Annotated in this window: 10 protein-coding genes; 2 read left to right on the forward strand and 8 right to left on the reverse strand. The window is 60.1% G+C overall.

Annotation, left to right across the window (positions count from 1 at the left end; genetic code table 11):
* Positions 1 to 35 precede the first annotated feature (35 nt).
* Positions 36 to 797, reverse strand: a complete 762-nt coding sequence (locus ACR0NY_RS05905; RefSeq protein WP_170337641.1) for an NAD kinase — start codon at positions 795 to 797, stop codon at positions 36 to 38.
* Positions 798 to 965: 168 nt separating this feature from the next.
* Between ACR0NY_RS05905 and glyA the strand changes: the two genes are divergently transcribed.
* Positions 966 to 2,261 (forward strand): serine hydroxymethyltransferase, encoded by a 1,296-nt coding sequence (gene glyA / locus ACR0NY_RS05910; protein ID WP_170368775.1) that lies wholly within the window; start codon positions 966 to 968, stop codon positions 2,259 to 2,261.
* 72 nt (positions 2,262 to 2,333) lie between these two features.
* Here glyA and ACR0NY_RS05915 read toward each other — a convergent pair whose 3' ends face one another.
* The gene (locus tag ACR0NY_RS05915; protein ID WP_170337639.1) at positions 2,334 to 2,708 is read right to left on the reverse strand and encodes a hypothetical protein; all 375 of its coding nucleotides are present in this window, start codon (positions 2,706 to 2,708) and stop codon (positions 2,334 to 2,336) included.
* A gap of 47 nt (positions 2,709 to 2,755) precedes the next feature.
* On the opposite strand from ACR0NY_RS05915, the gene ACR0NY_RS05920 reads away from it, so the two are divergent.
* Positions 2,756 to 3,559, forward strand: coding sequence for an alpha/beta fold hydrolase (locus tag ACR0NY_RS05920; protein WP_254432904.1), 804 nt, complete (start codon positions 2,756 to 2,758; stop codon positions 3,557 to 3,559).
* A gap of 5 nt (positions 3,560 to 3,564) precedes the next feature.
* Here the strand turns inward: ACR0NY_RS05920 and ACR0NY_RS05925 are convergent, their stop codons facing one another.
* The 6 genes from ACR0NY_RS05925 to ACR0NY_RS05950 form a co-directional block, all read right to left on the reverse strand.
* On the reverse strand, positions 3,565 to 3,744 hold the full coding sequence (locus ACR0NY_RS05925) for a hypothetical protein (RefSeq protein ID WP_170337638.1): 180 nt from the start codon (positions 3,742 to 3,744) through the stop codon (positions 3,565 to 3,567).
* Between the two features lie 84 nt (positions 3,745 to 3,828).
* Entirely contained in the window at positions 3,829 to 4,221 is a 393-nt protein-coding gene (locus ACR0NY_RS05930) for a rhodanese-like domain-containing protein (protein WP_093962649.1), read from the reverse strand.
* A 74-nt stretch (positions 4,222 to 4,295) separates the two neighbouring features.
* Positions 4,296 to 5,636 (reverse strand): HlyD family type I secretion periplasmic adaptor subunit, encoded by a 1,341-nt coding sequence (locus tag ACR0NY_RS05935; RefSeq protein ID WP_170337636.1) that lies wholly within the window; start codon positions 5,634 to 5,636, stop codon positions 4,296 to 4,298.
* Between the two features lie 12 nt (positions 5,637 to 5,648).
* Positions 5,649 to 7,940: a type I secretion system permease/ATPase gene (locus ACR0NY_RS05940; RefSeq protein WP_170368776.1), complete on the reverse strand. Its 2,292-nt coding sequence runs from the start codon at positions 7,938 to 7,940 to the stop codon at positions 5,649 to 5,651.
* 36 nt (positions 7,941 to 7,976) lie between these two features.
* Complete coding sequence (locus ACR0NY_RS05945) at positions 7,977 to 9,932, reverse strand: type I secretion protein (RefSeq protein ID WP_170368777.1); 1,956 nt, start codon at positions 9,930 to 9,932, stop codon at positions 7,977 to 7,979.
* Positions 9,933 to 10,065: 133 nt separating this feature from the next.
* Complete coding sequence (locus ACR0NY_RS05950; RefSeq protein WP_170363022.1) at positions 10,066 to 12,420, reverse strand: hypothetical protein; 2,355 nt, start codon at positions 12,418 to 12,420, stop codon at positions 10,066 to 10,068.
* Between the last annotated feature and the right edge of the window lie 583 nt (positions 12,421 to 13,003).

A 13,003-nucleotide genomic window follows, 5' to 3' on the forward strand; every position in this document is an offset into this window, starting at 1 on the left:
GAACTGCTTCACATAAGCCCGAGAATTTCGGGAATTTATGTGAATTGTTCAATCGTTAGACGCTCTTCCAGGCCATGCCCGGGGTCAAAAAGGATCCTGTGGCGGATCTTGGGTTCCGACCGAATCTCGACCCAATCGATATCCGGAAAGGATATGGAATCAGCGTCCGCCATCACCGGGCGCTTGTCGGCTTCAAGCACGTCAAAGCGCACGTGCGCCGTGCTGGGCAGCAACGCACCGCGCCACCGCCGAGGGCGAAAGGCCGCAATGGCCGTCAGCGCCAGAACGTCCGACCCAATGGGCAGAATCGGGCCATGTGCCGAATAGTTGTAGGCGGTCGACCCGGCGGGCGTGGACAACAGCGCGCCATCACAGACCAGTTCGGCCAACCGCACGCGGCCATTCACGCTGATCTTCAGGCGCGCGGCTTGCGGACCGGCGCGCAGCAACGAAACCTCGTTAATCGCAAGGGCTTCGTGCACCTGTCCCGATTGGTCCATGGCCTTCATCGTCAAGGGGTTGATGACTTCTTCTTCGGCGGCTCTCAGACGCTCCATCAGATCGGCTTCGTGGAACTCGTTCATCAGAAACCCGATGGTCCCGCGATTCATGCCGTAGACCGGCACATCCAGATGCTGCGTGTTGTGCAGCGTCCGCAACATGAACCCGTCGCCGCCCAGCGCCACGATGACATCCGCATCTCGGGGCGCCGCATTGCCATAGCGTGCCACCAGTTTGTTGCGGGCCGACTGCGCGACATCCACGTCGCTGGCGAGAAAAGCGATTCTCTTGGTCATGTTTTCCGGTTTCCGGTGCTGCGCATTTGGTTCCGAAACAAACATACCTTTCCCCATTAGGCCAGACGTGACGCCGCAGCTGGCCATTTCGTCGCTTTAAAGTCTTTTTCATCCGTACAGTTTCCTATAGGAAATCCGCCAAACCAACCTCAGCCATGCGGAGCGCCCATGAACGCCAACCTTCGTGATACCGGTTTCTTCACCCAGTCCCTCGCGGATCGTGACCCTGAACTTTTTGGGGCAATCACCTCCGAACTGGGACGTCAGCGCGACGAGATCGAGCTGATCGCTTCGGAAAACATCGTCAGCGCAGCCGTCATGGAGGCGCAGGGCTCGGTCATGACCAACAAATACGCCGAAGGCTATCCCGGTCGGCGTTACTATGGCGGCTGCCAGTTCGTCGACATCGCCGAGAACCTGGCCATCGACCGCGCCAAGCAACTGTTCGGTTGCGAATTCGCCAACGTGCAGCCGAATTCGGGATCACAAGCCAACCAGGGCGTGTTCCAGGCGCTGATCCAGCCGGGCGACACCATTCTGGGCATGAGCCTGGATGCTGGCGGTCACCTGACCCATGGCGCCAAGCCCAACCAGTCGGGCAAGTGGTTCAATGCGGTTCAGTACGGCGTGCGCAAGCAGGACAACATGCTGGACTACGATCAGGTCGAGGCGCTGGCCAAAGAACACCAGCCCAAGCTGATCATCGCCGGCGGCTCTGCCATTCCGCGCCAGATCGACTTTGCACGCATGCGCGAGATCGCCGACATGGTGGGCGCCTATCTGCACGTGGACATGGCGCATTTCGCCGGTCTGGTCGCCGCGGGCGAGCATCCCAGCCCCTTCCCGCACGCGCATGTGGCCACGACCACCACGCACAAAACCCTGCGCGGCCCGCGTGGCGGCATGATCCTGACCAATGACGAGACGATCGCCAAGAAGGTGAATTCGGCGATCTTCCCGGGCATCCAGGGCGGCCCACTGATGCATGTGATCGCGGCAAAGGCCGTGGCATTTGGCGAGGCGCTGCAGCCTTCGTTCAAATACTACATCAAACAGGTCGTCGTCAACGCTCAGGCGTTGTCGGATCAACTGATCAAGGGCGGCCTGGACACGGTGACCCACGGCACCGACACCCATGTTGTTCTGGTCGACCTGCGCCCCAAGGGCGTCAAGGGCAACGCGACCGAAAAGGCGCTGGGCCGTGCGCACATCACCTGCAACAAGAACGGCGTGCCGTTCGATCCAGAAAAGCCGACCGTGACCAGCGGCATCCGTCTGGGTTCGCCCGCCGGCACGACCCGAGGCTTTGGAGAGCCCGAGTTCCGCCAGATTGCGGATTGGATCATCGAGGTGGTCGATGGACTGGCCGCCAATGGTGAAGACAACAACGGTGAGGTCGAGGCGCGGGTCAAAGCGCAGGTCGCGGATCTGTGCGCAAAGTTCCCGATCTACCCGAACCTCTGACGCTACAAGTTTAGAAACAACAAGATGGCGCCTTTTTCGGGCGCCATTTTTCCTTGCCGGCAGATGCCCTGATCAGATCAGACCGCGCCACCAAAGCACGACAAGGAACAGTGCGGCCAAGGCCAGAATGTTGAAGGCCAGCCCCCCGAGCATGCCCAGGAACCAACCCCAGCGGCGATCCGCCAGATTAATGGCGCGCAGATGCGACTGAACATCCTTCGCCGCCTTTTCCAGGGTCGGCGAGTCCAGGGTCAGCCGGAGCTTGGGATGCTCGACCAACGGCTCGGCACGGGCGAGTTCCATTGCCTGTTTGTAGACCTTACGCGGCAAGCGACGCTTGGCACGGCGCACCGACTCGGCCAGGGTCTTGCCCTTTGCGCCCAGTTTTTTGCGCAACAGGATTATCGTCTGCGCGATCTGGGTCTGAATTTCTGTTTCCTGAGCCATGCGCCCCTCCTGATGGGGCAATCTAACGGTCTGCGCAGGCGGTCACAATGGGGCTGGTTGTCCGGGGCGCCGGAGGCTATCAGAAAGACATGCTGAACACGATCACACATGGCGAACCGACGTCCCGCACACCGCTGCTGATTGCCCATGGGCTATACGGATCGGCCCGAAACTGGGGGGTGATCGCGCGTCGGCTGTCAGACGAACGTCAGGTGGTGGCGGTCGACATGCGCAATCACGCCCACAGCTTCTGGGACGACCGGCACGATTATCCGGCATTGGCGGATGATTTGGCTGAGGTCATCGAAAGCATGGGCGGCGTGGCAGACGTGATCGGGCATTCGATGGGCGGCAAGTCGGCAATGACATTGGCGCTCGAGCATGGCGAAATGGTCAACAGGTTGGTCGTGGCGGACATTGCTCCGGTTCGGTACAGCCACACGCAAATGCAATATATCGAGGCCATGCGCGCCGTGGACATGACACAGGTCGCGCGCCGCTCGGATGTGGAACAGCAACTGGCCGATCTCGGAGTCGAGAAGGCGTTGCAGAGCTTCTTCACTCAGTCGCTGGACGTTCCCGGCAAACGTTGGCGGCTGAATCTGGACGTATTGGCCAAAGAGATGTCGAATATCATGGGTTTTCCGGACTTTACCTCGCACTGGGACGGTCCGGCGCTGTTTCTCGCCGGTGCGGAGTCGGACTATGTTCAGGCAAGTCACCGCGAAATCATCAAATCCTTGTTCCCGAACGCCCGTTTCGCCAAGATTCTGGGCGCAGGCCATTGGTTGCACGCCGAAAAACCGCGTGAGTTCGAAGCTGCCGTCCGGACATTTCTGAACGCCGCCTAAGCTCTCTATTGGTATAGGCGCTTGGCGACCAGCCAGGATGCGGGCAAAGCCGCGACCGCTCCGACGGCTGCGGCGCCCACGATGGCCAGGGCCGAAACCATCCCCGCGGTCAGCACGGCGATAACGGCCGTCCCCACGAGGGCGGTCGCGATCAGGGAATACAGTAGCGCTGAAAGTCTCATCATGGCCAGTCGTCCTTATTGATGGCGTCTGACCCTCAAATTGCCGAAGCGGAAAAAATCGGCCTTGATGCAGATCAGGCTGGGTTCCTACATCCCGGAATCAACCGGGCCGACATAGTCGCCCCCGCCGTTTACCCAGTCCGAGAACCCACCCAGGTTGTAGACATGCTGATACCCCATGTCCTTGAGCAACTTGCCCGCAAGTGCCGCCCGTCCGCCCGAGGCGCAATGCAGAATGATCGGGCGATCTTTCCGCAGCTCGGGGTCATGCGACTGCAGCGCAGGATCGGCACGAAACTCGAGCATACCGCGTGAGATATGGTGAGACCCAACGGCGCGACCGGTCTTTTCCAGTTCAGGCGCATCGCGAATATCCAGTAGCAGCGCACCCTGCTGCAATAACTCTCTTGCTTGCGCGGCGCTGATACGTTGAACAACGGAATTCGCGGCCTCAAGCATCTCTTGAACGGTCAATGGCATTCGTGCGGTCCCTCCCGGATTTTCACGAATGCTAGCACGGGGCCTTTTGTATTTGTAAGCGCTATGATGGGCGCCTATTGCTCGCGAAAGGCCCGAGACATGCTGTCGACGATCGGCTTGGCGATATACGCGGCAAAGGTGCGTTCTTCGGTCTGGATCATGATCTCCGCCGGCATACCGGGGGTCGGAATGAAGCCCCGTACGCGGTCCATCTCTTCGGGCTTCAACGACACCCGGGCCAGATAGACCTCTTGCGGTATTCCGCTGGCTTCTTCCAGAATCGCGTCCGCCGAGACGTAGAAGACTTCGCCCGTCAGAACCGGTGTCGTGCGCTGATTTAGAGCCACCAACCGCACGGTCGCGGCCTGGCCGGTTACAACGCTGTCGATATCGGTGCGCGGGATCTGGGCCTCAATGATCAGCGGGGCATCGGCTGGCAGGATTTCGGCAATCGGCTTGCCGGTCTCGATGACGCCGCCCGGCGTGTGATAGTGCAGTCGCACGACCGTGCCATCAACCGGGGCGCGCACCACCGCGCGGGCAAGAACACTGCTGGCCTGGCGCGATTTTTCCCGCACGCTTTCCAGATCCGCCTCGATCACACCCAATTCGTCCAGCGCCGCTTCGCGATAGGCCGACCGGGTCCGGGTGATCTGCTCTTCGTATTTCAGCAGCATCTGGCTGGTTTCCGAGGCCTCGGCCACCAGTCGGGCCAATTGCCCGTCCGCTTCGGCCTGGACCCGTCGGATGGTGTTCAACTCACCCTTTCGGACAAGCCCTTTTTCGAACAACGAGTTCTTGGTTTCGTATTCTTCCTGAAGGATCGCCTTGCGGCGCTCCATGCTTTCCAATTGCGCCTCGAAGCCGCTGGCCCTGATCTTCAGCGCCTCGATATTGCGTTCGAGAAGGGCAATGTCATTCAGCAGCGTTTTGCGCGAGACTTCAAAACTGAGGCGCTGATTGTCGAGAATGGTCATAACCTCCACGTCGTCGGACGCCTCGATCAAGGCGGGTGAGAACTCCAGAGTGTCCTTTTCGGCGTATTCGGCCAGCAAGCGTTCGACCATCGCCTTAAGGCGGATCTTGCGGATAAACAATTCACGCTCATTTGCCTCGGCCGAGGTCTGGTCCAGTGTCATCAAGACCTGACCCTCCTGTACGGTCTGGCCTTCGGTGACCAGGATCTGTTCGATGATGCCTCCTTCAAGATGCTGAACGATCTTGTTGCGCCCGGTGGCAACAAAGCTGCCTTGTGCAATCACTGCGGCCGCGAGCGGCGCCTGAAACGACCACAGGCCGAACCCGCCGAAACAGGCTACCAGCAAAACGGTGCCCACGACTATGAACTTGGTTATCGATCTCGGAACCTCGGCGTACCAAAGGGCGGGATCGTCTACTTGTACCAACTCGTTCATCTTTACCCCCGTCTACCCTTTCAACTCGGGCTGCTGACGCGGCCCGTTCAGTTGCTGCAGCACCTGCTCACGCTGACCGAACAGGGCGACCCGCCCGTCCGTCAGCAGCATGATCTTGTCCACCACGTTCAAAAGCGTTGGTTTCTGAGTGATCACAACCACAGTAATCTTGTTTTCCCTCGCCTGCTCGATCGCCCGGGCAAGAGCCTTGTCGCCCGCGACATCCAGGTTCGAGTTCGGCTCGTCCAGTACCACCATCCGCGGATTGCCAAAGAACGCGCGGGCCAGCGCGATCCTTTGTTTCTGACCGCCAGACAGGGGCGAGCCATCGGCAGTGACCACCGTTTCATAGCCCTGTGGCAAGGTGGCGATCATGTTGTGCACGTCGGCCAGAACTGCAGCATCATGAATTTGCTCATCGGTGGCATCGGCGCGCATTCGGCCGATATTGTCCTTGATCGTGCCCGGAAACAGCTGAACGTCCTGCGGCAGGTACCCGATGCTTTCGCCGAACTGGCGCGGATCCCAGTTTCGGATATCCATCAGGTCGAGCCGCACGCTGCCCGAAGTCGGCAGAATCGATCCTACCAGCGTTTTGCCCAGCGTGGTCTTGCCCGCGCCCGAGTTGCCGATGATCGCCAGCGTCTCGCCCGGGTTGAGCGAAAAACTGATGCCGTTGAGAACCACGCGTTTGGTACCCCCGGGTACAAACAGAAGGCGTTCAACATCCACTCGTCCCTCGGGGCGGGGCAAGCGCAGCTTCTCATACTGAAGCGCCGAATTGGACAGCAATGCCTTGATGCGGCTGTAGGCACCGCGGGTCAGCAGGAATGTATTCCAGCCCTCGATTGACCCTTCGATTGGCGCAAAAGCCCGCCCAGCGATGATCGAGGCCGCGATCACCATGCCGCCCGTGATTTCGCCTTGCAGGGCCAGATAGGCCCCCCATCCCAGAATGCCGACCTGCGTCAGCAGGCGTACGGTGCGCGAGATCGCCGCGAACACCACGTTTCGGTCCTGCGCCCGGACCTGCCAGGTCAGGGAGTTGGCGGTGTCGCGTCCCCAGATCCGAACCGCCTCGGGGATCATTGCAAGTGCGTTGATGATCTGGCTGTTCCGCGACATCGAATCCAGATGCTGGTTGGCCAGAGATTGGGCCATGTTGGCCTCGGCAAACGGTTTGGCCGTCATCCGCTGGTTGATCAGCGCGATAACCATCAGGATCACGGCCGTCACCACCACGATCATGCCCAACTCTGGGTGAACCAGAAAAATCATAAGGATGAACAACGGCGCAAAAGGAACATCCAAAAAGGAGAGAAGGGTGCTTGAAACGAGAAAGCCGCGGATTTGCTGCAGATCACCCAGCGTCTGATACTCGCGTCCCGTCCCGTGCAACGAGGCATGCGCTGCGGCACTGAGGGTCGGAGCACCCAGTCGCGCCGCCACTTCGACCCCGGTGCGCATCAACATGAAGCGCCGCACCGCATCGAAAGCCGATTGAAAGATGATTGCCCCGGCCACGATCGCGGTCAGCATGATCAGGGTGTCCAACGAGCGGCTGGTCAGCACCCGGTCACTGATCTGGAACAGGTAGATCGGGATCGCCAGGATCAACAGATTGGTCGCGCAGGTCAGTACCAGAACAAAGGCAAGGTTTCGCCATATCGCTCGCATCGAGGTCCGAAGGGTGCGTTGAAAGTCTTCGGGCGGCGTGCGCTTGTGAAAAGTTTGGGGTGGCCCTTTGCCGCCGCCATCGCCTGAACCAGTGCGCAGCAGCGGCTTGTTCGCTTCGGCCTCGATAGTGGTGCCCATGCGATCCGTCCCACCCGACCGGGACGAGGGGGTCATGCGCGCGGTCGGGCTTTCGACGGTTTGCGGTTCCGAGTCCTCGGCATTGGCCACCCCTTCGCCGTCACCCGCACGCCCTTCCACAGCGACGGTCTCCGGCGTTTCGCGCCGTCGGGGAGAGGCGGCGCTGAATGTTGTTTCTAGTGTGTTGTCGTCTGTTATTTTCTGATCGGTTTCGTCCCGGGCTTCCGGTGCCGGAGCCGCTGCATTGCGAGCAACCTCTTGCTCCTTCTGCGCTGTCGCCGGGCCCTCCTGCGCTGCCTTGTTCTGGCTCTGCTCGGTCACGGGCACGCGCATCTCCTTGGTCAGCCTTAGCCGTGCGGTCAGCCGTTCCGTTGCAAATGACGAGCCAGACACCATGTCGCTGGGTCGCAAAGTCAGAGGCTGTCCGCTTCCCGACCGGTCCAGCGGGCTGGCATATCGGGTGCGGCGCGACGAAAAAACGATCGACATAAACAAACCTTCCGGTCACTCGTAAAAAAGGGAAAATCAGGTCAGGATGGATTGCATTCCTACATTGGCGTCCAAGTCTTCGGGGGTTAGTGCAGGAGCGGTCGGGCCGCTCACTGCTTGCCCGGCGGTCATTGCCTCCTCCATCAGGATTGCGATGGCTTCATTGGCAAATTCCGGGCCGATCTCATTCTCGGGCAAGTCGATGAGACTGGCCTGGTGCAGCAAAAGCTCGGAATATGCGCCCTGCCCGGCCATGACAACGGAGTCCACGCCCAGCTTGTTGATGTTGGCCGCATTCAGCATCGCGTTGCTGCCGGCCACGACTTCGGTACTGGCCCCATGCGGACCGGACAGGAAAATGTCATCCTGATCGGCAAGCATGGTGACCTGCTCAATAATATTCACCTGCAGCAGGTTTCCGTCGATCTTCAGAACGCGCATCTGCTCCATACCCGCGAACATCGGATCGTTCAGCAATGCGTCCTCGAGCGCCGCCATGTTCATTTCATTCAGAGTCATGGCCTCGGCCATGTTCTCCTCAAGCGCCTCCTGCAGGTCCAGGCCGTTGGTCATCACCGAGGCCTGGTTCATCAGCAGGTTTTCGTTCGCACCTCCGGCAGGTCCGGCTAGGCCGCCTGACACCAGGTCGTCATCCATCAGGACAAGCGTCTGGAACAACATGTCGACCGAGATCATGTCGCCGCCGATCATGATCAGGTCATAATAGTTGCCGAGTTGAACAATATCGGCCACGTTGACCATCTGGTTGCCACCCATCGCATACATGGTCGAAGACGCGGAAATCTCGGTCTGGATATGGTCGATATCGGTGGCGTTGATGACCTGCTTGAGGAAGTTGGCAACCACCAGATCGCCATGGATCCAATCGACGGTCAAAAAGGACGGCTGCCCGGCCCCACCAGCGACGGCCGAGGTTCCGGCAAGCCACGGCGCAGGATTCGCCTCTGTTTCAATCTGGGCGGATTGGACGACGTTGGTGCCCGCGCCGCTGCCGGTGTTTCCGACATCAACATCTGATACCAGCGCGACCTGGCTGATCATCGTCAGGCTGATCGCTTGTCCACCCACGGCGATGAAGGGGGCATCCACCCAACCGACGTTCAGCGCGACTTCGTTGATCGCAAGATTGCCGCCGTTGACAACGGTATGACCCTCGTGTGACTCCGGCCCCTCGGACTGGTTCCACTCGGCCGGATAGGACTGTGACACCAGATTTTCCTCAGCCTCCTCCGGCTGGTGGTAGGCCGGCAGAAGATCGCTCCAGACCGGAGCCTCCGACACGTGTTGACCGTTGACGATGATGCCTTCCGCGTCTTCACCCTGGAATTGGTGAACCGTGACACCTTGGACCGATCCATTCATCGGTGTCGTTATCTGTTCGACCAGCGTATCCAGGTATTCTGGCGTCATGTAGTCCGGTATCGCCAGTGAAGGCACCGCCATCGCATGAAGCGAGTGCGCCACGTCCAACGCGGCCTCGGCCTGTGCTGTCAGCATCGCCGCATCGCGGAAGTCACCCGCGCCGACGGTATCATTGTCACGCAGGACCAATGTCTGGAATGTGTAAGCGACGGCAGACCCTATCAGGTCGCTGACGACCTGCGGCTGCAACATCAAGAATTGCGGCCCGACCGAGATAGGCAATTCGGACTGCGGAACGAATCCGCCCGGCGCCAACGGGTCACCGATCTGGATGCTCGACTCGAGCATCGGACCGGCGGGTGGCAGCGGCAACTGCGGGTCCGCGGGCGGTTCGGGGAAACGGTAGGGAAGCGGGTCGTAGTCCTTGGGCTTCAGATCCAGATCGGCCTTGACGACAATCCTGATCGGATCCTCCAGGCCTTCAACTTCGGCCAGCCGTCGGAGCGCCGTAAACTCCTCGTATTGCTGCCGCAGGATGGCCTGTTCCATCGTGAGCTGAAAAGTACCAATAAAATGCGCGATCGTTTCCGTAATGCTGTCAAGTGACATCTGGACTATCCCTGTCACCCTTTCCGGCAGAAAATTTCCGGGTCTGGGTTAAGTTGGACCGAGGCCATGAAACACGGCCCCGGTGTTTTCATCAAAGACCGGAGGCCGAAATCGCGGCCTCCGGGGTCAGGCATTATGCCTCGGTGTCGTCGCTCGCGTAGGTCGAGCTCATCGAACCGCCAACCATCGTGGTATCGACCGAGTTGCCAAGCACGTTGGCGCCCATGACGATCGTCTGGTTGAAGGCCGAGGTATCGACCACTGCTGCTGCCGACGCGTAGGATTCACCGGTGACGATACCGTCGCCACCATTGTTGGAACCCCAGGTGCCGCCATTGCCGCCGGCTCCGCCGTCACCTGAATAGGCGCCGGCCGCGCTGCCACCGGTGACTGCGCCACCCGTGGTATCGCCGGACATGGCGCTACCCATGGCGTAGCCGCTGGTACCACCATTGGCCGCAGACGCACCGCCTGCACCACCGGCTCCCGAGCTGGCCGCGCCAGTCGCGCTACCGGATCCGGTCGAGGTGGCATCGTTGTCGGTGTACGACGCGCCGCCGTATCCCGCGATGGCTTCGGCCAGACTGTCGGCGGAACCGTTTGTGTCAGCGTCAGCAAAGACTTCTGCCGCACCACCGGTACCGGCCGTGTTGACCGCATCCGCAGAACCCGCACCGTTACCGGACGAGGTGGACGTTGGCGTCGTGGTCCCACCGGCTCCGCCAGCGCCTTCTGCACTGGACGAACCCGAACCGGTTCCGTTTGCCGCGCCATTGGCCGCGTTCGAACCGCCGGCTCCGCCGGTTCCGGTCGACGTCTGCGGGTTGCTGGCTGCACCGTTCACGTCACCAGGCGACTGGCTGATATTCGGACCGCTTGCGGCCAGATCGCCGACGCCCTGTGCGCCAGAGTTGGCTGCCGAGCTGCCGCCCGTGCCGGCTCCGCCGGACCCTGGGCCACCGGTTCCGGCACCGCCGGTTCCTGCGCCGCCGGTTCCAGCACCACCGGTGCCCGCTCCGCCGGCACCCGGGTTGTTGCCCGTGGTTCCGCCGCCACCGGTCGCAGCGTCGGTATCAGCCGCATTCAAGGCCGGACCACCATCCGCGATTTCCTGGTTCAGCGCTGCAATGGCTGCTTCGACCATGGCCGAGAATCCGCCGGATCCCTCGCCACCAGAGCCTTCGCCACCAGCACCTTCACCACCCGAGCCCGAGCCGCCGGAACCCGTGCCACCGGAACCAGACCCGCCGGTGCCATTGGCGCCACTTTGCGCGCCGCTGCCAGCCATGCCCGCACCCGTGTTGCTTCCGGCCGTCGCTTCATTCGCTTCGGTCGTACCGGTGCTATTGTTCGATGCAGAACCCGAGTTCGATGACTCGCCGTTGCCGCCATTGGCGCCGTTCGCACCCGACTCGTTTCCGGCCAGGCCAAGGCCCGCGCCGATCGAACCGGTCGCGTTTTCACCACCGTTGGCATTGCCTTCCGAGTTGGCGCCGGACAGTCCCAGACCAAGGCCAAGACCGATCGAGCCGGCATTACCGCCTTCACCGCCAGTTCCCTGGCCGTTGGCATTCGAACTGCCGGTGTTGTTGGCGCTGGAGGTGCTGTTGGCGTTGCCGCCATTGCCAGCCGTGCTTTCGCCACTGGCTTCGGCGCCCGACAGACCAAGACCCAGGCTCGTGTTGTTGGCGCCGCCCGAAGCCGCACCGTTGCCGCCTTGCGAAGCCGCGCCGGCATTGCCGGTGTGGCCGCCCAGCGCGAATGCGTGGCTGCCATTGGTCTCGCCGCTTGCTGCACCGCCGTAGCTGGTTCCGCCAGAACCCGAGTTACCGCCGCCGGAGGAGGAACCGATGCCTTCTTCGGCATAGGCCGAACCGCCCGTCGCGCTGCCGTTCTGATAGAACGAGCCGTCATTCGACAGGCTGGGCGAATCCAGCGTGTCATCGTCACTCAGGCTGGCCAACTGGTTGTTGATCGACGACATGTCATTGCCGTCACCATTCATCGAGATGGACAGGTTCAGATCATCGCCGGGATCATAATTCACGTCGTTTCCGGCCGTGATGACATCACCGATCGATGCCGAGTCACCGATATCCAGATCGACCTGGTCATCGTCGCGCGGGATCCACTCGCCTTCACCGAAATCGATGTTGATCGAGTTTGCGATGCTGTTGCTGTCATCGCCGCCATTGACGTTCGATTGCTGCTGACCTTGCTGTTGGCCCTGCTGCTGCGCTTGGCCCTGATCCTGACCCTGGGCCTGTTCGTTTGCAACCTCGGTCGCCTGAGCCTGAGCCTGGTTCTGTTCGTCTTCGTTGTTTGCAGCGTTTTGAACTTCCTGACCCTGCTGCTGTTGCTGCGCGGTCAGTTCGGCCTCGATATTTGCTTCTTCAACGGGGATTTCCACCGAGATCGGAGCTTCGAGATTTTCAACATTAACTTCGTCAACGGTCGTGACATTGGTATTGTTCACATTGCGTCGCATAACAATCTTCCATTTTTGAAGCGCCAGACCGCCATTCATCTACAAAGCGATATTCGGCGCGGTTGAAAAATATTATTGAGCATCCATTCGCGAAACTGCGCATGTCTGCGGCCTTGTCTTTCGAATGATGTGTTGTCACCCCCCTTTTCTCGGCCAAGCCGATTCCGTGACTGCTCAAAATCACGCGAAAATACGCGGGCCGCAGACACGCCAGGTACAAGTACACTTCGCAAATTGAAGCACGACACAGGGTACAGATGCCGTTCGGCCTGCCTAGCTGGCAGAAAGTATTAACATCACTAAAAGGCTGATTTGCTTGATGTATTACTCGAACACGCATTTCATGGCCGAGTTCGGAGCCGAATTGGCCAGCGACAAAGGTTGGTGAATTTAAGTTCTTTCAATCCAGATATTTAAGCGGTCCGACCGTCAAACGGCCTTAATCGAAAGTTCTAAAATCTGGTGATTCTCAAAGCCGTACAGTTGTCGAAAACTGAACTTTCTGGTATACTCAATACATATTTTTAATTGTTTTTATTCAGTTTCACCCCGGCCAATAACGGCCAATTCAGGACGTAATCTG

This window comes from Ruegeria sp. BJ5 (assembly GCF_056537865.1).

Bases quoted from the DNA above. Each gene is read 5' to 3' on its own strand.
- ACR0NY_RS05905 (WP_170337641.1), bottom strand. From the start codon at position 797: ATGACCAAGAGAATCGCTTTTCTCGCCAGCGACGTGGATGTCGCGCAG.
- glyA (WP_170368775.1), top strand. From the start codon at position 966: ATGAACGCCAACCTTCGTGATACCGGTTTCTTCACCCAGTCCCTCGCG.
- ACR0NY_RS05915 (WP_170337639.1), bottom strand. From the start codon at position 2,708: ATGGCTCAGGAAACAGAAATTCAGACCCAGATCGCGCAGACGATAATC.
- ACR0NY_RS05920 (WP_254432904.1), top strand. From the start codon at position 2,756: ATGGGGCTGGTTGTCCGGGGCGCCGGAGGCTATCAGAAAGACATGCTG.
- ACR0NY_RS05925 (WP_170337638.1), bottom strand. From the start codon at position 3,744: ATGATGAGACTTTCAGCGCTACTGTATTCCCTGATCGCGACCGCCCTC.
- ACR0NY_RS05930 (WP_093962649.1), bottom strand. From the start codon at position 4,221: ATGCCATTGACCGTTCAAGAGATGCTTGAGGCCGCGAATTCCGTTGTT.
- ACR0NY_RS05935 (WP_170337636.1), bottom strand. From the start codon at position 5,636: ATGAACGAGTTGGTACAAGTAGACGATCCCGCCCTTTGGTACGCCGAG.
- ACR0NY_RS05940 (WP_170368776.1), bottom strand. From the start codon at position 7,940: ATGTCGATCGTTTTTTCGTCGCGCCGCACCCGATATGCCAGCCCGCTG.
- ACR0NY_RS05945 (WP_170368777.1), bottom strand. From the start codon at position 9,932: ATGTCACTTGACAGCATTACGGAAACGATCGCGCATTTTATTGGTACT.
- ACR0NY_RS05950 (WP_170363022.1), bottom strand. From the start codon at position 12,420: ATGCGACGCAATGTGAACAATACCAATGTCACGACCGTTGACGAAGTT.